Source organism: Acidovorax sp. 1608163 (assembly GCF_003669015.1).
Classification (GTDB): domain Bacteria; phylum Pseudomonadota; class Gammaproteobacteria; order Burkholderiales; family Burkholderiaceae_C; genus Acidovorax.
Map to the genome: position 1 here is coordinate 97,091 of NZ_CP033069.1, position 21,090 is coordinate 118,180.

The following is a 21,090-nucleotide window of genomic DNA, read 5'->3' on the forward strand; positions in this document are numbered from 1 at the left end:
GCGCAAACGCTATTGCCCTGCCCCGCAGGCCCGGCCATACTGCCCCTTGAAGCGGGACGCCATGAGGCCCGCTCAGGAGACAGCGTGCGCACCACATCCCCCTGCTGGCCTTGCAACAGGCCCGGCGACATTTGCTGGAACACGGCCATTGCCCCAGTGGCGTAGTGGACGAGCGGCTGGCCCGCTCCTGGCGGCGCAGCGTGGCCGCAGGCCTGGCCCCCACCGGGCGCGCCATGGCAGACCTGCCCAGCCCCGGTGACCTGCGCCAGGCCATGGCGGGCAACCACAGCCTGCTCACCCACTCGCGCCCCATCATGGAATACCTGTTCGACCAGGTGCGCCACAGCCACAGCGTGGTGGTGCTGGCCGACCGTGCGGGCATGCTCATGCACACGCTGGGCAGCCCCGGCTTCATCGACAAGGCCGAGCGCGTGGCGCTGACCTGCGGCGCCTCGTGGCACGAGGCCCACCGGGGCACCAACGCCATCGGCACCGCGCTGGCCGAGGGCAACGCGGTGGAGGTGCATGGCGGCGAGCATTTTCTGGAGCGCAACAGCTTTCTCACCTGCGCGGCCTCGCCCATCCTCTCGGCCACGGGCGAGCTGCTGGGCATCCTCGACATCTCGGGCGACCACCGCAATGGCCACGCCCACACCCTGGGCCTGGTCAGCACCGCCGCCCGCATGATCGAAAACCGCCTGCTGGTGGCCACCTGCACGCGCAACATCCGCCTGCACCTGCACCGCGAGCCCGAAGGCATTGGCAGCGTGGCCGAAGGCATCGTTGCCGTGTCGGCCGACGGCTGGATCGTGGGCGCCAACCGCGTGGCCCTGGCCCAGCTGGGCTTGCACACGGGCGACCTGGGCGCCACCTTGCTGGAGCGGGTGGCCGACGTGCGGCTGGATGACCTGCTCTCGCACCACCACCGCCGCCCCCAGCAGCCCCAGGCGCTGCGCCTGCGCGGCGGGGCCTTGCTGTATGCCCAGGTGCAACTGGACGCCGCTGCCTGGCCTGCCGTGCACAAGCCCAGCGCCAGCGTCCACACGGCGGCCGTGCCGGACGATGCCCTGGCCCGGCTCGACACGGGCGACGCCCGCTGGCGCGCCGCTGCCGACAAGGCCCGCCGCGTGGTGGGCAAGCCCATCCCGGTGCTCATCCAGGGCGAATCGGGCGTGGGCAAGGAAGTGTTTGCCCGCGCCCTGCACGCCAGCGGCCCGCGCAGCAGCGGCCCCTTTGTGGCCATCAACTGTGCGGCCATCCCCGAGCACCTGATCGAATCCGAGCTGTTTGGCCATGTGGCCGGTGCCTTCACCGGCGCCCGCAAAGAGGGCAGCCTGGGCCGCCTGCGCCAGGCCCACGGCGGCACGCTGTTTCTCGATGAAATCGGCGACATGCCCCTGGCCCTGCAAACCCGCCTGCTGCGCGTGCTGCAAGACCGCAGCGTGACGCCTGTGGGCGCAGGCCAGGCCGTGCCGGTGGACTTTTGCCTCATCAGCGCCACGCACTGCCAGCTGCTGCAGGCGGCCGAGCAGGGGCGTTTTCGGCACGATTTGTACTACCGCTTGAACGGCCTGACGGTGCAATTGCCCGCCCTGCGCGAGCGCAGCGACTTTGACGCCCTCACCACCCACTTGCTGGCCGAGCTGGCCGCTGAGCAGGGCCTGCCCCACCCCGTGCACCTGGCCCCCGCCTTGCTGCAGCGCCTTGCCGCCCACCCCTGGCCCGGCAACCTGCGCCAATACGCCAGCGTGCTGCGCACCGCCTGCGCCATGCTGGCCGAGGGCGAAGACCAGCTGGGCTGGGAGCACCTGGGTGACGACATCGTGCAGGCGCTGGAAACGGTGGCTGCACCCGTGTCTGCAGCGGCGGCTCCCCAAGCTCCATACCCGCCTCTGCAAAGGCATGTGCACGGGCACGCCCCAGTGCTGCTCAGCCTGCAGCAACTCTCCAGCGCCGCCATCGACCAGGCCCTGCAAAGCGCACGCGGCAACGTGTCACAGGCCGCCCGCCAGCTCGGCATCAGCCGCCAAACGCTGTACCGCAAGCTGGCAGCGCGCGTGCATTGATCGTTTGCTATTAAAAACATAGCTGCTAGCGCTTGTATATCAAGCGCTAGCAGTCTATTTTGCTTAAATCTTTGGTGCGCTGCCCACGGGCAGCGCCAGCCGCGCCCGCAGCCCCTGGCCCGGGGCGCTGTGCAGCTCGAGCCGCCCGCCGTGCGCGCGGGCCACACGGTCGGCAATTGCCAGGCCCAATCCTGCGCCGGGGCGGCCACTGCGGGCCGCCTCGCCCCGGGCAAAGGGCTGGCGCACGCGCTCCAGCTCGGTGGCGGGCAGGCCGGGGCCGTGGTCCTGCACTTCGATCCACACGGCATCACCTTCGCTGCCCGTGCGAAGCACCACGGGCGCTGCGCCGTGGCGCCAGGCGTTCTCCACCAGGTTGTCCACTGCGCGGCGCAGGGCCTGGGCTTGCACGGGCGCGGGCGGCGGCGCGCCCAGCTCCAGCGCCACGCTGCGGCCATGGTCGGCTTGCGCCTGGGCGATGGCCTGGGCCAGGTCGTCCAGTGCGGCGGGCTGCGGGGGCTCGGCCTCCTGCATGCGGGCAAAGTGCAAAAACTGGCCGAGGATGGCGTCCATCTCGTCCATGCTGCGCACCATGCGCGTGGCCAGCTCGGGCTCAATCTGCGGGCCCGCTATCTCCACCCCCAGGCGCAGCTTGGTCAGCGGCGTGCGCAGGTCGTGCGACACGCCCGCAAGCATTAGCGCCCGCTCCTGGTCGGCCTGGGCCAGGCTGTGGGCCATGTGGTTGAAGCTGCGGGCCACGGTGGCGATCTCGGTGGGACCGTCCTCGGGCAGGGGCGCGGGCGGCTGGCCCCGGGCCAGGCGCTGCGCGGCCAGCACCACGCGCTGCAGCGGCTGGTTAAGGTGGCGCTGCAGCCACCACGCGCCCGCCAGCGCCAGCACCATGCTGGCCAGTGTGGCCATGAGCCAGGCCCCGGTGAACTCGCGCGTGGGGAAGACGCTGGGCAGGTTGAGCCAGTATTCCGTTCCCTCATGCACCACGCGCAGCGACAGTACGCCGCTGCTGTCGCGTCGCCAGACCGGCTCGCCTGAGGGAGGCGCGCCCTGTGCCTCGTCCAGCCGCTGCGTCACTGCGCGCACAAACTGCCGCTCCATGGGCGAGAGCACGGCGCGCCAGGCGCCGGGCGCAGCCGTCAGTGCAAAGGCCTGTGTTTGCGCGGCTTGCGCGTTGAAGGCCTGCACAAACGCTTGCCGCTGTCCGGGCGGCAGCGCTTGCAGCCCAGCGCGGAGGGCGGCCACATTGCGCGCCACGCCATCGGCCACCTGCGCCACGCGGGGCTTGAGGATCATCTGCCGCACCAGCACCGCCGCGCACAGCTGGCCCAGCACGATGAGCACGGCCATCAGCAGCAGGTTGCGGCCCAGCAGGCTGCGGGGCCACAGGCCCCTGGGTGTGGTGGGTGCAGGCGCGGGCACCGCAGCGTGTGTGGTCATGGCCTGCCCCCGCTGGCAGGCGCAGCGCCATCGGGCACAAACACGTAGCCCACGCCCCACACGGTGCGGATGTGGCGCGGCTGGGCCGGGTCGGCCTCGATCAGTTTGCGCAGCCGCATGATCTGCACGTCAATGCTGCGGTCGGTGGCCGTGTGGTCGGGGCCATAGGCCAGGGCCATGAGCCGGTCCCGCCCCAAGGGGCGCTGCGGGTTTTGGGCCAGGGCCAGCAGCAGGGCGAATTCGCCGGTGGTGAGGGCCATATCCGCACCGGCCTTCTCCAGCCGCCGCTCGGCAGGCAGCAGCACAAAGTCGCCAAACGCCAGCCGCTCGTGTACACCCTGCGGCCCGGTGTGCGCGCCCAGCATGCGCTGGCGGCGCACCATGGCCTGGATGCGTGCCAGCAGCTCGCGCGGGTTGAAGGGCTTGGGCAGGTAGTCGTCCGCGCCCATCTCCAGGCCCACGATGCGGTCCACCGGATCGCCCCGGGCGGTGAGCATCAGGATGGGAATGGTCTCGCCCTGCGCGCGCAGGCGCCGGCAGATGGACAGGCCGTCCTCGCCCGGCATCATCACATCGAGCACCAGCACGTCAAAGCGCTCACGCGCCAGCAGCACATCCAGCGGCCCGGCGCCCTCCACCGTGCGCACGGTGTAGCCCTGGTCGCTCAGGTAGCGCTGCAGCAGGGCGCGCAGGTCGGGCTCGTCATCGGCGACCAGGATCTTGGCCAGGGTGTCGGTCATGGGCAGGGGCAGGGGTAACGTCGCAAGGGGAATGGTGGCAATGGTAGACGCGGCAGAGGGCGATGCACCCGCAGCCATGACAAGGCATGACCGGGCCGCAGGCGTTTGTCATGGTTTGTCATACATCGGCCGCTTTCTGCCATCAATGGCTCACACCTGGGGCCCACAGTACACAGCCATGCCACCCCCCAAGGAGTTGACTGCCATGCCTTTGCTGACCCGCCCCGCTGACCCTGACCTGCTGCAACGCCCTGCGCTGGCCGCCGGTGTATTTGTGTTCTCGGCCCTCACCGCGCTGGGGCTCAGCGCCGTGCTGGCGCTGGCGGCCCCGGCCGAGGCCCAGGCGCGCACCCGCCACAGCGTGGAACACAACGCCGACGGCAACACTTCCGCTCACACCGGCGTGGCCCGCAGTGGCCCGAACGGCGCCGTGCTGCGCGGCCGCACCGCCACCACCGATGGGCAGGGCAACGCGAGCGTGACCCGCCGTGGCGCTGCCGTGGGCGCGCAGGGCGGCATGGCTGTGCGCCAGGGCAGCACCACGCGCAATGCAGACGGCAGCGCCAGCCACAGCGGCGCTGTGTCGGTCCAGAACGCCCAGGGCAGCTTGCAAAGCAGCGGCGGTGCCACCCGCAACGCCGATGGCACCGTGACGCAAGCGCGCACCTCGACCGCCACCAGCGCGGCCACCGGCAACAGCGTGCAGGCGCAAAGCAGCTACAGCAAAGACACTGGCTTGAGCCGCAGCGCCACCTGCTACGACGCCAGCGGCGCGGCCATGGCGTGCCCCACGCGGCCTTGAGTTCGCCGCCGGTACCCGGCCTCTGTGAGCTAGAAATATCCGTTCGGGCTGAGCTTGTCGAAGCCTTGCGCGGCGCTTCTACAGGCTCAGCGTGATCGGTTTGGTTGGAGCCGGCCTTCTCCATCGCCCCCTCTGATTCCCTTCCTCCCACCTTTGTCCCTGACAGGAGCCTTCCCATGTCCCTGCGCCATCTTCTGACCATGGCCGCCCTTGCGGCCCTCACACTGGCCACTGCCAGCGCACAAGCCCAGACCACCCCACAGAACGGTGGCCGCCTGCGGGCCCTCATCGCACAAAAGCAGGCCGCCGCCGCACCGGCCGTGCTGTCTGCAGGCGTGCAGCGCATTGCCGATGTGCCTTATGGCGTGGACCCGGCACAGCGCATGGACGTGTATGTGCCCACCAGCCCCGCCACGGGCACCAACAGCCTGGTGGCCAGCGCGGTGCGCGCGCCCGTCATCTTCATGGTGCACGGCGGCGGCTGGCGGCATGGCGACAAGGCCATGGGCCGCGTGGTGCAGGAGAAGGTGAACCGCTGGGTACTCAAGGGCTTCATCCTCATCTCCATCAATTACCGCATGCTGCCGGATGCCCCCGTGGCGCAGCAGGAGCGTGATGTGCAAGCCGCCCTCATGGCCGCGCAGCAGCGCGTGTCCACCTGGGGTGGGGACCCGAACCGCTTCATCCTCATGGGCCACTCGGCCGGAGCCCACCTCGTGGCCCTGCTCAACGCCCGCGCGCCACAGGCCCTGCGCGAAGGCGCCTGGCCCTGGCTGGGCGCGGTGTCGCTCGACAGCGCCGTGATGAACGTGCCCGCCTACATGCGTGCGCCGCACATGCCGCTGTACGACGATGCCTTTGGCAGCGACCCGGCCTACTGGCTGGCGCTGTCGCCCTTCCACCAATGGACGGCGGGTGCGCCGCCGATGCAGATGGTGTGCTCCACCGAACGGGCCGACCAGCCCTGCACCCAGGCCGACGCCATGGCCCGCCATGTGCGCAACCAGGGTGGCCGCGCCGAGATCTTGCCGCAGGACCTGACCCACGGCGAAATCAACGCCCAACTGGGCCTGGAGAGCGACTACACCCAGGCGGTGGAGGTCTTCATGGGATCGCTCGACGCCGAGGTGGCGCGGCGGCTGCAGTGATGCGGTGCTGATTGCTACGAAATAAATAGCTGCTAGCGCTTGTTGAATAAGCGCTAGCGGCCATTTTTATACCGAATCTGCCCGCAGGTAGGGCGCCAGGTACTGCCCCGTATGGCTGGCCGGGTTGGCCGCCAGCTCCTCTGGCGTGCCCACGCCCACCACGGTGCCGCCGCCCGCACCGCCCTCGGGGCCCATGTCAATGAGCCAGTCGGCGGTTTTGATCACGTCGAGGTTGTGCTCAATGATGACGATGGTGTTGCCCGCGTCGCGCAGCTGGTGCAGCACCTTGAGCAGCAGGTCGATGTCGGCAAAGTGCAGGCCGGTGGTGGGCTCGTCCAGGATGTAGAGCGTGCGGCCCGTGTCGCGCTTGCTCAGCTCCTGCGCCAGCTTCACCCGCTGCGCCTCGCCGCCCGACAGCGTGGTGGCGGCCTGGCCCAGGCGGATATAGCTCAAGCCCACGTCCAGCAGCGTCTGCAGCTTGCGCGCTATTGATGGCACATCCTTGAAGTACGCCGCAGCGTCCTCCACCGTCAGCTCCAGGATTTGGGCGATGTTCTTGCCCTTCCACAACACCTCCAGCGTCTCGCGGTTGTAGCGCTGGCCGTGGCAGATGTCGCAAGGCACGTACACGTCGGGCAAGAAGTGCATCTCCACCTTCACCACGCCGTCGCCTTGGCAGGCCTCGCAACGGCCGCCGCCCGAAGACTGCGACACGTTGAAACTGAAGCGCCCCGGGCCATAGCCGCGTTCCTTGGCGGTGTTGGTCTCGGCCATCAGCTCGCGGATGGGGGTGAACAGGCCCGTGTAGGTGGCGGGGTTGCTGCGCGGCGTGCGGCCAATGGGGCTTTGGTCCACATTAATGACCTTGTCGAAATACTCGATGCCCACGATCTCTTCGTGCTCGGCCGGCTCTTCGTGCGCACGGTGCACCTGCCGCGCCACGGCGGCATAGAGCGTGTCGTTGACCAAGGTGCTCTTGCCAGAGCCCGACACGCCCGTCACGCAGGTGAGCAGCCCCACCGGGAAGTCCACCGTCACTCCCTTGAGGTTGTTGCCCGTGGCACCCACCACCCGCAGCGCCTGTACGGCGCCCTGGCGCGCATGGTGCTCTGCCATGCGCTCGGCGCGGCGCTTGCTCGCCTCGGTCTGCGGAAAGCGCGACTTGGGCTTGGCCTCCACCACGGGCGCGGGCTGGTCCAGCACCGGCAACCAGGGCGTGCGGCGCGCGGGCACGGCAATGGTGCGGGCACCCGACAGGTACTGGCCCGTGAGCGATTGCGCATTGGCGCGCACTTCGTCGTACGTGCCCTGCGCCATCACGCGCCCGCCATGCACACCCGCACCGGGGCCCATGTCGATCACATGGTCGGCGGCGCGCATCATGTCTTCGTCGTGTTCGACCACGATCACGCTGTTGCCGATGTCGCGCAGGTGCTGCAGCGTGGCGATCAACCGGTCGTTGTCGCGCTGGTGCAGGCCAATGCTGGGCTCGTCGAGCACATACATCACGCCCGTCAGGCCCGATCCAATTTGCGAGGCCAGGCGAATGCGCTGCGCCTCGCCGCCGGAGAGAGTCTCGGCGCTGCGGTCCAGGCTCAAATAGCTCAGGCCCACGTCGTTCAAAAACTGCAGGCGCGTGGCGATCTCGCGCACCACCTTGTCGGCAATCTCGGCCTTGGCGCCGGTGAGCTGCAGAGAGTGGAACCATGCGTGCGCGTCGCTCAGCGTGGCGTGGCTCACTTCGTAGATGGCACGGGCCTGTGTGCCTTCGCCCACCTTCACATGGCGGGCCTCGCGGCGCAGGCGCACGCCGTGGCATTCGGGGCAGGGCTGGGTGCTGCGAAAGCGTGCCAGGTCTTCGCGCACCACCACCGAATCCGTCTCGCGGTAGCGGCGCGCCATGTTGGGGATGATGCCTTCAAACGGGTGCTTCTTGGTGTGCACCTTGCCCTTGGAGGCCCCACTGTCCATGATGTAGCTGAAGGCGATTTCTTCATCGCCCGAGCCGTGCAGGATGGCGTGCTGCACCGGCGCAGGCAGCGACTCAAACGGCGCCTCGATATCGAAGGTGTAGTGCCGGGCCAGGCTCTCCAGCATCGCAAAGTAGTAGCCATTGCGCCGGTCCCAGCCCTTGATGGCGCCGCTGGCCAGACTGAGCGACGGGAAGGCCACCACGCGCGCCGGGTCGAACACCTCGCGCTGGCCAATGCCGTCGCACGCCGGGCACGCGCCCATGGGCGAGTTGAACGAGAACAGGCGCGGCTCCAGCTCGGCCAGTGAATAGCTGCACACCGGGCACGCAAACTTGCTGCTGAACAGATGCTCCTGCCCCGTGTCCATCTCCAGCGCCAGCACGCGGCCATTGCCCTCGTTGCCGCCCACGCGCAGGGCCGCCTCAATGCTCTCGGCCAAGCGCTGCTGCAGGTCAGCGCGCACCTTCACCCGGTCGATCACCACGTCAATGTCGTGCTTTTCGGTCTTCTTGAGCGCAGGCAGGTTCTCGTGCTCGTAGATCTGCCCATCCACCCGAAAGCGGATGTAGCCCAGCGCCTGCATCTGCGCAAACAGCTCGGTGAACTCGCCCTTTTTCTCGCGTGCCACGGGGGCCATCACCATGAGTTTGGTGTCCTCGGGCAAGGCCAGCACGGCGTCCACCATCTGGCTCACCGTCTGCGCCGCCAGCGGCAGGCCATGGTCCGGGCAGAACGGTGTGCCCGCGCGGGCGTAGAGCAGGCGCAGGTAGTCGTGGATCTCGGTCACCGTGCCCACAGTGGAGCGCGGGTTGTGGCTGGTGGCCTTCTGCTCGATGGAAATCGCTGGCGACAGGCCTTCGATCAGGTCCACATCCGGCTTGTCCAGCCGCCCCAAAAACTGCCGTGCATAGGCCGACAGGCTTTCCACATACCGCCGTTGGCCTTCTGCATACAGCGTGTCGAACGCCAGACTGGACTTGCCCGAGCCCGACAGCCCTGTGATCACCACCAGCTGGTTGCGGGGGATGTCCAGGTCAATATTCTTGAGGTTGTGCGTGCGCGCCCCCCGGATGCTGATGCGCTGCTCGCGCAGGGCGCGGGCGAGGTAGAGGCCATCGGCGGGTGGAGGGGAGGCGGTGGTGTCGGTCACGGGCGGCGATTTGCAAAAAACCTACCATGATAGGCCAGTCGTCTTTCTTTGACCGCGTTGCTGGCTTGGTGCAGAACTGCAGTTGCGCGCCACATAATCTGCCCCGCCATGACATCGCCCCAGCCATTGCCCTCCACCGTTTTCAAAACCGACCAATCGGACGGTGAAGAACGCTTTGAAGCCTGGCGCCAGAGCATTTCCGTGGTGTTCGACGTGGCGCCGCTCACACCGCAGGCGGTGGAGGGGTTTGATGCCTCGGTGCAGGCCACGCACCTGGGCATGCTGCTGTTGGGCGATCTGCATTTCAGCGGGCAGCAGTTTTCGCGGCAGCGGGCGCGGGTGGCGCGGGATGGGCTGGACCACTATCTGGTGCAGTGGTACCGCGGCGGCGGGTTTGTGGGGCAGTACGACGATGGCAAGGACATCGAGGTGCGCGCGGGCGACATCACGGTGCTGGACTTGTCGCGCACATTGCGCACCTTTGCCCAGCCTTCGCATGTGATGTCGCTCATCGTGCCCCGCGCGTTGGCCGATGAAGCCTTTGGCAGCCGTGCGCTGGGCCTGCACGGAACGGTGCTGCGCACCGAGACGCCGCTGGGCGGTTTGTTCAGTGACCACCTTTTGTCTTTGCAGCGGCGCTTGCCCGCCATTGCGCTGGAGGACGCGCCCCAGGTGGCGCGGGCCAGCGTGCAGATGCTGGCGGCCTGTGTGCGGCCCGGTGCCGACACGCAGGCCCATGCGCAGGAGGCTGTTCAGGGCGTGGCTCTGGAGCGCATCCAGCGCCACATTGCACGGCACCTGGGCACAGCGTTGAGCCCGGAGGGGCTGTGCAACGAGTTCGGCATTTCGCGCAGCGTGCTGTACCGGCTGTTTGAGCCCTTAGGGGGTGTCGCTCACTACGTACAGCAACGCCGGTTGTTGCAGTCGTTTCACACCTTGGTCAACCCGGCCAGCCGCCGCTTGCGGGTGGCCGAGGTGGCGGCCCGCACGGGTTTTGCAAGCAACGCGCATTTCAGCCGCGCGTTCCGGGCGGCGTTTGGCATGTCGCCCAGCGATGCCCGGGCCATGGCCCTGTCGGCGGCGTCAGCGGGGGCCATGGCCGATGTGGGCGCGCATCCACTGTCCTCGGTGGAATACGCCACCTGGCTGCGCAGCCTGAAGGCGCGATAAAGAGGGGCGGCGGCTCCCTGGCCCTTTGCTTCTTTGGTCATTTGGGCCCTGCAGACCTTCGCATCCTTCTGCGCTCCACCGTCCCCTCCTGTCTGCGCACGGCCCTTTCCGTCAGGGCTGGGACGTTCAGTCAACAAAGCGCAAACGCACAGGCAAATCGTGCACAAGGCAGCCCCTAGCATCGGGTTGGGTTCCGTCTGGCGGAGTGCTTGCGCAATGGGCTGCAGGCTTTCTGGCGCCTGGCGGGCTTTACCTTTTGGGGCGGCCCAGGCCCCTGTTGATTGCATCGTCCATGCCCCGCAAGCACCTGCACCTGGCGGATTTCGCCTCACTTGCTGCTTTTTTGGCAGTGCGGGGGGGCGCTGCGCGTGCGGGTTTGGTGGCCTTGTTGGTGGGGCTGTGCCCTTGGGCCTGTGCCAAGGGCAAGGAAGCCTCTGCCGAAGCGGCGCTGGAGGCGGGGACCGCAGTGGCCCTGGTGGCCGATGCAGCCGCCACACCGGTGCGCAAAACCCTCTCGGGCGGTCTGGAGGGGATGCAGGGCGAGGCCGTGGTGACCTTGCTGGGCGGTGGGGCGGACTGCGCGCTCGAGCCCGGGGGTGGCTTTGGCCAGGCACCGGAGCCCGAGCCCAAAGGGGTGCGCATGCCCTACGGTGTGCTGGCGTTCAGCGCCTCGGGCTGCACGGGCAGCATCACGGTGCAGCTCACCTATCCTGAGCCCTTGCCGCCCACGGCCCAGTTGTGGAAGCTGGGCCCCGCCACCCAGGGCGCCACCATCTCCACCTGGTTTGCCTGGAGCGGTGCGCAGTTCAGTGCCGACCGCCGCACCGTGACCTACACCGTGCAAGACAACGGCGTGGGGGATTCGGACCCCGCGGTGGGCCGCATTCGCGACCCCGCCACGGTGGCGCTGGTGCCTTTGGTGGCGGTGCCCTTGTTGGCCGACACCACCTGGGCCCTGTGGGTGGCGGCAGTGATTCTGGGGCTGATGGTGTGGCTGGACATGCGCAGTCGGCCACGCATCACAGGCCGGTGACCGGTTCTTGAGGGGTGCATTGGCCCCCATCGTGCCCAGGCTCGGGCGGCAGGGCCGCCAATCGGTGAGAATCCCCCTTTGCTTTATTTGGCCTGAGTGCACCACCGTGCCGGATTCTTCCCCTTCCCTGTCGGATGCCACGGCAGCCCGATCGACCCCTTCCCCTGAGCGCATGACCCCGCTGGAGCGCCGCTCCAGCGTGAGCCTGGCGCTGATTTTTGCTTTGCGCATGCTGGGCCTGTTTCTGGTGCTGCCCGTGTTTGCGCTGGAGGCCCGCAAGTACCCCGGCGGCGATGACCCCGCGCTGGTGGGGCTGGCCATGGGCATCTACGGCCTGACCCAGGCGGTGCTGCAGCTGCCGCTGGGCATGGCGTCCGACCGCTTTGGCCGCAAGCGCGTGATTGTGCTGGGCCTGCTGGTGTTTGCCGCAGGCAGTTTGCTGGCGGCGCTGGCAGATTCGTTGACGGGCCTGCTGCTGGGCCGCGCTTTGCAAGGGGCGGGGGCGGTGTCGGCCGCCGTCACGGCCTTGTTGGCCGACCAGACGCGCGACGCTGTGCGCACCAAGGCCATGGCGTTGGTGGGCGGCAGCATTGGCCTGATGTTTGCGGTGGCGCTGGTGGCCGCGCCCGTGCTTACGGCGGCTGTGGGCCTGCCGGGTTTGTTTGGGCTGACTTGCCTGCTGGCCCTGGCGGGCGTGGCCGTGGTGCTGTGGTGGGTGCCGCCTGAGCCCGCACACCTGAAGAACGCCCCCCGTGGCCGCCTGGCCGATGTGTGGGCGCACCCCGATTTGCTGCGCCTGAACCTGGGCGTGTTCGTGCTGCACACCGTGCAGTTGTCGATGTGGGTGGCGGTGCCTGCCATGTTGGTGCAGGCTGGGCTGGGCAAAGACCACCATTGGCAGGTGTACCTGCCGGCCGTGGTGCTGTCGTTTGTGGCCATGGGCGGGCTGTTTGCGCTGGAGCGCAAGGGCCACCTGCGTGCTGCCCTGCTGGGTGCCATTGGCTTGGTGCTGGCGGTGCAGGTGGGGCTGGGGGCGCTGGCGGCCAGTGGCGCTGCGCCTTCGCTGTGGGTCCTGGGGCCACTGATGTTTGTGTTTTTTTGCGGGTTCAACGCGCTGGAGGCCAGCCAGCCCAGCCTGGTCTCGCGCATGGCCCCGCCCCAGGTGCGGGGGGCTGCGCTGGGCAGCTACAACACGCTGCAGTCCATGGGACTGTTTGCCGGTGGGGCACTGGGCGGTGCCTTGGTCAAGTGGGTGGGCCCCACAGGTTTATTTGCAGCTACCACCTTGCTGATGGTGCTGTGGCTGGCCGTTTCCCGGAAGTTGAAGCCTATCGGCCGCCATGATGCGGGTGGTGCCTCTGCGGGACATTGAAGTCGCGCGCGTGTCCGGTCAGGAGTCGGTTGCGGCACAATGGCGCGTTTGGCGCGCGGAAACTTCCCTAAATCCGGCGCTGTTTTAAGTGAAAGCACAGCCATGGCATCCATCAACAAAGTCATCATCGTCGGAAACCTGGGCCGTGACCCTGAAATGCGCACCTTCCCCAGTGGCGATCAGGTGGCCAACGTGACCATTGCCACCACCGACAAGTGGAAAGACAAGCAGACCGGCGAAATGAAAGAGGCCACCGAGTGGCACCGCGTGGTCTTTAACGGCCGTCTGGCTGAAATCGTAGGCCAGTACCTGCGCAAGGGCTCGCAGGTGTACGTGGAAGGCAGCCTGCGCACCCGCAAGTGGACCGACCAGGCCGGCGTTGAAAAGTACAGCACCGAAATCCGCGCCGACCAGATGCAAATGCTGGGCGGCCGCCAAGGCATGGGCGGCCAAGGTGGCGGCCAGCAAGGCGGTGGCTATGACGACGGCGGCTACGGCGGTGGCGGCGACCAAGGTGGCGGCTACGACCAAGCCCCCCGCCGCGCAGCGCCAGCGCCACGCCCCATGGCCGCACCGGCCCCGCGCCCCGCGCCAGCACCCGTGGCGCAGCCCCCCCGCGCGGCTTCGGGCTTTGATGACATGGACGACGACATTCCGTTCTGACCCCTGGCCAGCGTGCACACCCGCACACCACCGCAAGCCTGCCCGCGTCCGCGCTGGCAGGCTTTTTTGTGGGCCTGGGCGCCTTGCGCGTTCACGCTCCTCGTTGGCATTGTTGATCCAGACACCGCGTTTCCTGCATGACCGCTCCAGCCGATTCGCCCACATCTGACGACGCACTGCGCCGCTGGCGGCTCATTTTGGGCCGCTACGCCGCGCGGCCCATGGGAGGCGTGGGCATGCAGGGCGAGGACTGGAAGCTCGACCAGGCGCTGGAATACCTTTACGGGCGCGAATACGATGGCCGGGGCCTGGCCAAGCCTGCGGGTGGCCCAGGCTCGCTGGACCCGACCCAGTTGCGCGCCATCGACTGGCTCAACCGCTCGCGCAAGCTGTTTCCGCAAGAGGTGTTTGAGCGCATGCAGACGCAGGCGATCGACCGCTACCAGCTCACCAGCTTGCTCAACGACCCCGAGGTGCTGCGCTCGATGGACGCCACGCCCGGCCTGGCCAAGGCCCTGCTGGGCATGCGCGGGCGCCTGTCGGGGCAGATGCGCGATGCCGTGCGCGATGTGATCCGCAAGACGGTGGACGAGATCACCCGCCGCCTCAAAAGCGACTTTGTGAACGCGCTGGTGGGCCGTCGCAATCGGCAGCGCCGCTCGCTGGTGCCCAACGCCCAGAGCTTTGATGCGCGCGCCACCATTGCCGCCAACCTCAAAAATTACAGTGCTGAGCGTGGCCAGCTCATCATCGAGCGGCCGCTGTTCAATGCCCGCGTCAAGCGCAACCTGCCCTGGGACGTGGTGCTGTGCGTGGACCAGAGCGGCTCGATGATGGACTCGGTGATCTACAGTGCCGTGGTGGCGGGCATCATGAGTTCGCTGCCCGCTGTGCGCGTGAAGCTGGTGGTGTTTGACACCAGCGTGGTCGACCTGACCCACCTGGCGCACGACCCGGTGGAGGTGCTGCTCACGGTGCAACTGGGCGGCGGCACTGATATCGGCCGCGCTGTGCGGTACTGCGAGTCGCTCATCGGAAACCCGCAGCGCACAGTGTTCACGCTCATCAGCGACTTTGAAGAAGGTGCCTCGCCCGGCCCCTTGCTGGCCGCAGTGCAGCGCATGGCGCAGGCGCGCGTCAAGCTGCTGGGGTTGGCCGCGCTGGACGAATCGGCCAACCCTGTGTACGACCGGCAAATGGCCCAGCGCCTGGCCAGCCAGGGCATGCACGTGGCAGCCCTCACGCCAACCCACTTTGCGCAGTGGCTGGCCGAGGTGATGAACTGAAGTGCCTGAGTTGACTGAACCCACATGACTTGGACCCACGCCTACCGCGCCTACGACGACGACACCTTGGCCACGTTGGCCAATGCAGGGCTGCTGCGCCGCGCCGCCAAAGACGTGGAGGCAGGCAAAGTGCAGTGGCAGCGCCAGGGCGACACCGATGGCGTGGTGCAGGCCGATGGCCAGCAGGTGCAACTGGACGCGCGCGGTCCCCAGAAGGCGCAGTGCGACTGCCCGGCGCCCGGCTTGTGCAAGCACATTCTGGTGGCAGCGCTGTGGCTGCGTGCGCTGCCGGAAGGAGGCCTCGAAGCCTCCGTGCCCGAAGCCGTCCCCGCCAACGCGGCTGCCTTGGAGGCCAACGCTGACACCCCCGCGCCGCCGCCCCCTGCGGCGCAGGCCGACCCCTTGGCAGAAGTGCTAGCGCTGGACTCTGCCACCCTCTTCAAAGCCGCCGGTGTGGCCGCGCAGCGGCGGGCCTTGCAGGCTTTGCCCTGCGGGGTGGAGTGGCGCGTGCAAGGCAGCGCGCTGGTGGTGGATTTGCCCGCCCTGGGCGTGAGCTGCCGCTGGTTGGCCGGGGCCGGGTTTGACGGCATGGTGTCCGAGGTGCCCGCGCGGGAGCGGCGCGCTGTGCACCTGATCGCCCTGGCCGCCGTGCGCAGTGCCACAGGGCAGCCGCTGGCGTGGCCCGATGGGCAAGCGCCCCAGGCGACACCCGCCATCGAGGCGCCACGCCCGTTGGGCATTAGCGAGCGCGCCTTCGTGCAGCAGGTGCAAACGCTGCTGGGCGAGCTGCTGCGTGGCGGCTTGGCGCACGTAAGCCGCCTGTCGAGTGCCCAGCTGCTGGCGCTGAATATGTCGGCCCGGGGCGAGGGCCTGCCGCGCCTGGCGGTACTGCTGCGCAACCTGGCCGGCATGGTCGACGCTCTGGAGCGGCGTGACCACCGCACGCTGGAGGCCGACGCACTGGCCCTGATGGCCCGCACGCATGCCCTGTGCGTGGCGCTGTGCGCCCCCGAGGCGACGCCCGACACATTGGCGCTACTGCGCGGTCGTGTGCGGCGTGATTTTGACGAGACCGCCACGCTGGCGCTGCTGCCGCTGGGGGCCTACTGGTGGCAAACGCTGGGCGGTGCGCGCGGCCTGACCCTGGGGCTGTGGGACGTGGACGGCCAGCGCCTGCTGCAGGCCACACTGGCGCGCCCCGATGGCAGCGATCCGGGGTTTTCTCGCCACGCCGCCTGGGCCACGCTGGCCGTTTGGCCCGGTGCCGGGGCGGCGCACCAGCTGTGCCAGGCGCCGTTGCAGCTGGAGCAGCCCCGCTTGGCAGACGATGGCCGCCTGGCCGTGGGCGGCGCCAGCCGCGCCAGTGCTGCCCCCGCCTGGCGGGCCGACGACCCGCGCCTGGCCACGCTGGGTTGTGGCCGCTGGGCCGACTTGCGCGGGCCGCTGCAGGCCGCCACCGGCCTGGGCGGTGAGCCGGTGGACATGCTGCTGCTGCGCCCCAGTCGCACCCACGCCCCGGTGCTGGACGAGACCCGCCAGCAGTTGCACTGGGCATTGCAGGACGAGGCGGGCCAGTGGCTGCGCCTGACCGTTCCCGTCAGCGACGAGACCGCGCTGCGCCTCGATAACCTGGACCGCCTCACCGCCCGGCAGGCCCCTGTCCATGCCGTGCTGGTGCGTGTGGAGCGCACCGGGGCCGAGACCTTGCTGGTGCCCGTGGCGGTGCTTAGCAGCGGCGTGTCTGCGGGTTCTTCCGGCGATGCGGTGCAAGCCGTGTCGCTGGATTTTGCCACCGAGCCAGCGCGCCCCACGCCGCTGGCGCAGCGCATTTTGCGGTTGATGCAGTGGCGCAAAGAGCAGCAGGCCGCCCCGGCGCTGGCGCAGCCCACGCTGGCCCAGCGCCTGCTGCAGCCGGTGATGACCGTGCTGGAGACCCAGGCCGCCACGGGCCGCATGGCACTGACCGATGCGCAGCGTGATGCCCTGGTGCAGGCGCGCGCTGCGCTGGCCTCGGTGGGCCTGCGTACGCTGGATGCCGCCTTGCACACCCATCTGCTCGCCCCCAGCAGCCACAGCCTGTTGCCACTGGCCTGTCTGGCGCAGTGGACTTTGGAGTTGGACGGCCTGCCTTTGTGTGCCGAATTCGATACGCCTTGATACACATCCGAGCGGCAAATGCGGCGAGCGTGCGACATATGCCACACCGGGCTCACGCAACCCGCCCAAGAGGGGGCCGCACCCCTTGAATCGCCACGGTCTGCTGCCAGAATGCTCGGTTTTTACGCTGAGGCTTTTTGACGGAGCCTCTTTGACGGGGCTCTTGGCGCCCCTGTGCACACAACCTACAAGGGATGCCCATGGGATTGCTCGACAAGATGGTGAAAGCCGTGCTGGGATCGACCACCAGCGATGCGGGTGCATTGACTGCCAGCCAGGTGAACCTGCTGCGCCAGGCCATGGAGCCGCTGGGCACCCTCTCGGCCCCCCGTGTGGCAGAGCGCGCGCTGGCATTCATCACCGAGGGCATTGAAGAAGGCGTGCTGCAGGACCTGGCTTCCGTTACACCGTCCGAGGTCAGCAGCAACCTGCTGGGCCAGCCTGGTCGCCTGCGCTGGGGTTTTCATGCCGGGCATGGCGGCAAGTCGCAAAGTGCGGGCGACAAAAGCATGGCGGGCCGCGCCGCGTTTTACGACAGCGTGGCCAAGCACCCGGTGCCGCTGGAGGTGATCGTGCGGCTGGGCAAGGTGCTGGCGGCGGGCGACCAGGGCAAGTCGCTGGACCACCCCGGCGCGCCCATTCCTGATTGGTTGCAATACCTCGTCAACGACGCGCTGCACGCCTCCTTTGGTGGGCACAGCAACCAACACGACCTGACCCAGCGGCGCGCCTGGCGCGTGCCCTTGTTCGCCCAGCTGTTGGCGCATGAGGGGTTGGACGAAACCCTGGTGCTGCAACTGGTATTTGAGCGAAAGGGGCTCGACAGCTACTACTCCGACCGCTTTCGCGGACTGGTAGAACCCACCGAGGTGGCCGAGTACATGCGAGACCACCCCGAGGCCGTGCGGGCCTTGCTGCAGCAGCTGTCTGCCAGCGGCAAGGTGGAGCTGGCAAGGCGCATCGGGCAAGCCAAGAACCTGACCACGGCCTTTGCCCCCGAGCTGGTGGCCCTGGCGGTGGACGGCGCCAAGACCACGCGCGCCGAGGCCGTCAAACACCTCGAAGGCATTCCCACCGAAGACCGCCTGCGCCTGTTGGGCGCCCTGTTGCGCGAAGGCGAAACCACCCAGCGCACGCAGGCGGCCGAGCTGCTGGCCCGCTGGCCCGCCGATACCACCGCGCCCTTGCTGGAGGCAGCGCTCGAGAGCGAAACCAGCAAGCCCGTGCAGCAAGCCATTCGTGCCGCCTTGAACCGCCTGGGTGCGGCCAGCGATGCGCAAGACCAAGCCCTGCCCCCCGCGCCCGAGTGGACGCCCTTTGCCGATGCGCCCCTGGGCGATGCGGCACTGCAGCTGTTTGAGGCCAACCGCAAGGAAGTGGTGGAGCGCGCCCGCAAGGCTGCAGAAGAAGAGATCCAAAGCAACAAGGACGCCAAGCACAAGTACACCTGGTGCCAGCAGCACTACGCCAAGCTGGGCAAGGTGAGCACCGAGGATCTGCAAGCGGCCCTGAAACTGCTGAACGGCGAAGGCGACAAGAAAGATGCGCAGCGGGTGCGCAACGGCGAAGTGGCCAACGTGGTGAGCGCTGGCAACCGCCTGTACACCTTGCCCGGCTTTGGCCCGGTGCACCTGGTGCGCTGGCTCACGGCCTCGCACCACTGGCGCAGCTTTTGGGCCGATGACGGATTCCAAAAATGGCTGGGCCAGCAGCCCGCAGGCAGTGTAGACCTGCGTGCCCTGGCAGCGGTGTTCCAACGTGCAGGCCTGCCGCTGGAGGACGTGGCCCGCGCTGCGCTGTGCGACTACTGGAACACCCCGAACGCCGTGGATGTGCTGCCGCCCGAACAGATTTGGCCCTTCTTTGCCGAGCACCCCGAGTTCATCGACGAAGGCCTGGGCCTGGTGGCGCCGCCCAAGCGCGAACGCAACCATTGGCCGCTGGAGATGGGGGCCACGATGCGCGTGCTGGCCGTGTTTCCGTACATCCCGGCGCGCTGGATGCCGCGCCTGATGGAGCTGGCCCTGGGCGAGGGCAAGACCCACCGCCCACTGGCACAAAAGGCCTTGGCGGGCGTGCCCGACATTGGCCGCAGCGTGATCGACTCATTAGCCCACACCAAGAGCGAGGTGCGCATTGAAGCCGCCCGCTGGCTGGCCGACTTGAAGCACACCGCCGCAGTGCCCGCCCTGACCCAGGCGCTGGACAAGGAAAGCCGCGAAACCGTGCGCGCAGCCCTCCTCACCGCCCTGGAGGCTCTGGGCGAAGACATCGCGCCCCGCCTGGCCCCGGCGCTGCTGCTGGCCGAGGCCAAAAAAGGCCTCAAAGCCAAGCCCCCCGCAGGGCTGGCCTGGTTTGCGATGGAGGGCCTGCCCGCCGCCCGCTGGGCCGATGGCAGCGCGGTGGAGCCTGAGATCACCCGCTGGTGGGTGGTGCTGGCCTGCAAGCTCAAAGAGCCCGGGGGCAATGCCTTGCTCACCCGCTACATGGGGCTGCTGGACAGCGCCAGCCGCCAGGCGCTGGGCAGCACGGTGCTGCGCCAGTTCATCGCGCAAGACACGCGCCACCCGCCGCTGGAAGAAGGCATTGCCTACGCCCACCAGCACGCGGCGGGGCGCTACCAAAGCTACCAGCGCGGCTACCAGAACGCCAAGCCCGAATACCGCCAGTACTACGAGGCCAACTACGCCAAGTCGCAAGAGCAGGTGTTTGAGGAATGCAAGCGCGAGAAGATGGGCGAGTACCTGGGCAGCGCGATTGGCGAAAAGGGCATCCTGGCCCTGGCCGCCCACGCGCCGGGACACGAGTTGGTGACGCTGCTGCAGCACTACATGCGCGACCACTACCAGCGCCGTGCGCAGATCGAAGCCATGCTCGAAGGCGCTGCGCCGGGCAATGATCCCTTGGTCATCCAACTGCTGCTGGGCCTGTCGCGCCGCTACCGCACGGCCTCGGTGCAAACCAAGGCCCGCACGCTGGTGCAAGAGATTGCCGATCGCAACGGCTGGACGCAAGAGCAACTGGCCGACCGCACCATCCCCACCGCCGGGCTGGACGACACTGGCACGCTGGCGCTGCCCTATGGCGACCGCACCTTCACCATGGTGCTGGACGTGGCCATGAAGCCCGAGCTGCGCAACCCCGAAGGCAAACCGATCAAGGCCCTGCCCGAGCCGCGCCAAAACGACGACCCTGCGCAGACCAAAGACACCAAGGCACAGCTGTCGTCCAGCAAGAAAGAGCTCAAGCAGGTCATCGACCTGCAGACCGCACGGCTGTTTGAAGCCATGTGCACCGGCCGCGTCTGGCCGCAGGCCGAGTGGACGGAATACCTGCAGGCCCACCCCATCGCCGGGCGGCTAATTCAGCGCCTGGTGTGGATGGAGCTGGACGCGCAAGGGCAGTGCCTGCAAACCTTCCGCCCCACCGAGGACGGCAGCCTGATCAACACCGACGACGATGAAGTGACCCTGGCGGGCGGCAGCGCGCTGCGCCTGGCCCATGCCTCGGTGCTGGACGATGCGCAGGCCAGCGCCTGGACGGCGCACTTCAAGGACTACAAGCTCACGCCCCTGTTTGCGCAGATGGCCCGCAAGGCGCCGGACATCGCGTTGGCCGACGACAAGGGCGTTGCGGTGCGCGAGATCAAGGACCGCGAGGGTTGGGTGAGCGACACCTTCACGCTGCGCGGGACCTTCACCAAGCTGGGGTACCAGCGCGCGCAGGCGGAAGACGGGGGCTTCTTCTACCAGTACACCAAAGAGTTTGCGAGCGCAGGGGTGCGCGTGGTGATGGAGTTCTCGGGCAACTGCCTGCCTGAAGAGAACGTCGCTGCTGCCCTCAAGACACTGAGCTTTGAAAACAGCAAGCAACGCAGCTGGGGCGACCACAGCATGCCCCTGGCCGAAGTGCCGCCAGTGCTGCTGGCCGAGGCCTACGGCGACTACCTGGCGCTGGCCAAAGTGTGCGCTGGCTATGATGCGGAGTGGGAAAAAAAGATGCCTTGGTAACGCGGTGCCATGGGGCATCCGGGGCGGGTTCGGCAGCTTTTACACCCGGCTGCAGCGGGCCCACCCCACCA

13 protein-coding genes are annotated in these 21,090 nt (G+C 68.3%); 10 read left to right on the top strand and 3 right to left on the bottom strand.

Annotation, left to right across the window (positions count from 1 at the left end; genetic code table 11):
• Positions 1-101 precede the first annotated feature (101 nt).
• Entirely contained in the window at positions 102-2,066 is a 1,965-nt protein-coding gene (locus EAG14_RS00440; RefSeq protein WP_371414436.1) for a sigma-54-dependent Fis family transcriptional regulator, read from the top strand.
• A gap of 63 nt (positions 2,067-2,129) precedes the next feature.
• On the opposite strand, the gene EAG14_RS00445 is transcribed toward EAG14_RS00440, so the two are convergent.
• On the bottom strand, positions 2,130-3,515 hold the full coding sequence (locus EAG14_RS00445; protein WP_121727724.1) for an ATP-binding protein: 1,386 nt from the start codon (positions 3,513-3,515) through the stop codon (positions 2,130-2,132).
• Complete coding sequence (ompR, locus tag EAG14_RS00450) at positions 3,512-4,255, bottom strand: two-component system response regulator OmpR (RefSeq protein ID WP_099658886.1); 744 nt, start codon at positions 4,253-4,255, stop codon at positions 3,512-3,514. The genes EAG14_RS00445 and ompR overlap by 4 nt, the downstream gene beginning before the upstream one ends.
• Before the next feature lie 205 nt (positions 4,256-4,460).
• Here ompR and EAG14_RS00455 point away from each other — a divergent pair, with 205 nt between their 5' ends.
• Together EAG14_RS00455 and EAG14_RS00460 are read left to right on the top strand one after the other, a co-directional pair.
• Positions 4,461-5,057 (top strand): hypothetical protein, encoded by a 597-nt coding sequence (locus tag EAG14_RS00455; protein ID WP_121730218.1) that lies wholly within the window; start codon positions 4,461-4,463, stop codon positions 5,055-5,057.
• 176 nt (positions 5,058-5,233) lie between these two features.
• Positions 5,234-6,205, top strand: a complete 972-nt coding sequence (locus EAG14_RS00460; protein WP_121727725.1) for an alpha/beta hydrolase — start codon at positions 5,234-5,236, stop codon at positions 6,203-6,205.
• Between the two features lie 66 nt (positions 6,206-6,271).
• Here EAG14_RS00460 and uvrA read toward each other — a convergent pair whose 3' ends face one another.
• Positions 6,272-9,328, bottom strand: coding sequence for an excinuclease ABC subunit UvrA (uvrA, locus tag EAG14_RS00465; RefSeq protein WP_121727726.1), 3,057 nt, complete (start codon positions 9,326-9,328; stop codon positions 6,272-6,274).
• A gap of 108 nt (positions 9,329-9,436) precedes the next feature.
• Between uvrA and EAG14_RS00470 the strand changes: the two genes are divergently transcribed.
• The 7 genes from EAG14_RS00470 to EAG14_RS00500 all read left to right on the top strand — a co-directional run bounded on the left by EAG14_RS00470 (position 9,437) and on the right by EAG14_RS00500 (position 21,019).
• Positions 9,437-10,498, top strand: coding sequence for a helix-turn-helix domain-containing protein (locus EAG14_RS00470; RefSeq protein WP_121727727.1), 1,062 nt, complete (start codon positions 9,437-9,439; stop codon positions 10,496-10,498).
• Positions 10,499-10,790: 292 nt separating this feature from the next.
• Entirely contained in the window at positions 10,791-11,531 is a 741-nt protein-coding gene (locus EAG14_RS00475; protein WP_162995865.1) for a choice-of-anchor U domain-containing protein, read from the top strand.
• A gap of 172 nt (positions 11,532-11,703) precedes the next feature.
• Positions 11,704-12,903: an MFS transporter gene (locus EAG14_RS00480; RefSeq protein ID WP_121727729.1), complete on the top strand. Its 1,200-nt coding sequence runs from the start codon at positions 11,704-11,706 to the stop codon at positions 12,901-12,903.
• A 102-nt stretch (positions 12,904-13,005) separates the two neighbouring features.
• Positions 13,006-13,566, top strand: a complete 561-nt coding sequence (gene ssb, locus EAG14_RS00485) for a single-stranded DNA-binding protein (RefSeq protein WP_099742431.1) — start codon at positions 13,006-13,008, stop codon at positions 13,564-13,566.
• A 137-nt stretch (positions 13,567-13,703) separates the two neighbouring features.
• Positions 13,704-14,852 carry a VWA domain-containing protein gene (locus EAG14_RS00490; RefSeq protein WP_121727730.1) on the top strand — a complete coding sequence of 383 codons (1,149 nt, stop codon included), beginning with the start codon at positions 13,704-13,706 and terminating at the stop codon, positions 14,850-14,852.
• Positions 14,853-14,876: 24 nt separating this feature from the next.
• The gene (locus EAG14_RS00495) at positions 14,877-17,009 is read left to right on the top strand and encodes an SWIM zinc finger family protein (protein ID WP_121727731.1); all 2,133 of its coding nucleotides are present in this window, start codon (positions 14,877-14,879) and stop codon (positions 17,007-17,009) included.
• A 200-nt stretch (positions 17,010-17,209) separates the two neighbouring features.
• Entirely contained in the window at positions 17,210-21,019 is a 3,810-nt protein-coding gene (locus EAG14_RS00500) for a DUF4132 domain-containing protein (RefSeq protein WP_121730219.1), read from the top strand.
• Positions 21,020-21,090 lie beyond the last annotated feature (71 nt).

What these genes read in the sequence shown, in the direction of transcription:
- ompR (WP_099658886.1), bottom strand. Translation starts at nt 4,255, where the DNA reads ATGACCGACACCCTGGCCAAGATCCTGGTCGCCGATGACGAGCCCGAC.
- EAG14_RS00490 (WP_121727730.1), top strand. Translation starts at nt 13,704, where the DNA reads ATGACCGCTCCAGCCGATTCGCCCACATCTGACGACGCACTGCGCCGC.
- EAG14_RS00460 (WP_121727725.1), top strand. Translation starts at nt 5,234, where the DNA reads ATGTCCCTGCGCCATCTTCTGACCATGGCCGCCCTTGCGGCCCTCACA.
- ssb (WP_099742431.1), top strand. Translation starts at nt 13,006, where the DNA reads ATGGCATCCATCAACAAAGTCATCATCGTCGGAAACCTGGGCCGTGAC.
- EAG14_RS00495 (WP_121727731.1), top strand. Translation starts at nt 14,877, where the DNA reads ATGACTTGGACCCACGCCTACCGCGCCTACGACGACGACACCTTGGCC.
- EAG14_RS00500 (WP_121730219.1), top strand. Translation starts at nt 17,210, where the DNA reads ATGGGATTGCTCGACAAGATGGTGAAAGCCGTGCTGGGATCGACCACC.
- EAG14_RS00455 (WP_121730218.1), top strand. Translation starts at nt 4,461, where the DNA reads ATGCCTTTGCTGACCCGCCCCGCTGACCCTGACCTGCTGCAACGCCCT.
- EAG14_RS00470 (WP_121727727.1), top strand. Translation starts at nt 9,437, where the DNA reads ATGACATCGCCCCAGCCATTGCCCTCCACCGTTTTCAAAACCGACCAA.
- EAG14_RS00445 (WP_121727724.1), bottom strand. Translation starts at nt 3,515, where the DNA reads ATGACCACACACGCTGCGGTGCCCGCGCCTGCACCCACCACACCCAGG.
- EAG14_RS00480 (WP_121727729.1), top strand. Translation starts at nt 11,704, where the DNA reads ATGACCCCGCTGGAGCGCCGCTCCAGCGTGAGCCTGGCGCTGATTTTT.
- EAG14_RS00475 (WP_162995865.1), top strand. Translation starts at nt 10,791, where the DNA reads ATGCCCCGCAAGCACCTGCACCTGGCGGATTTCGCCTCACTTGCTGCT.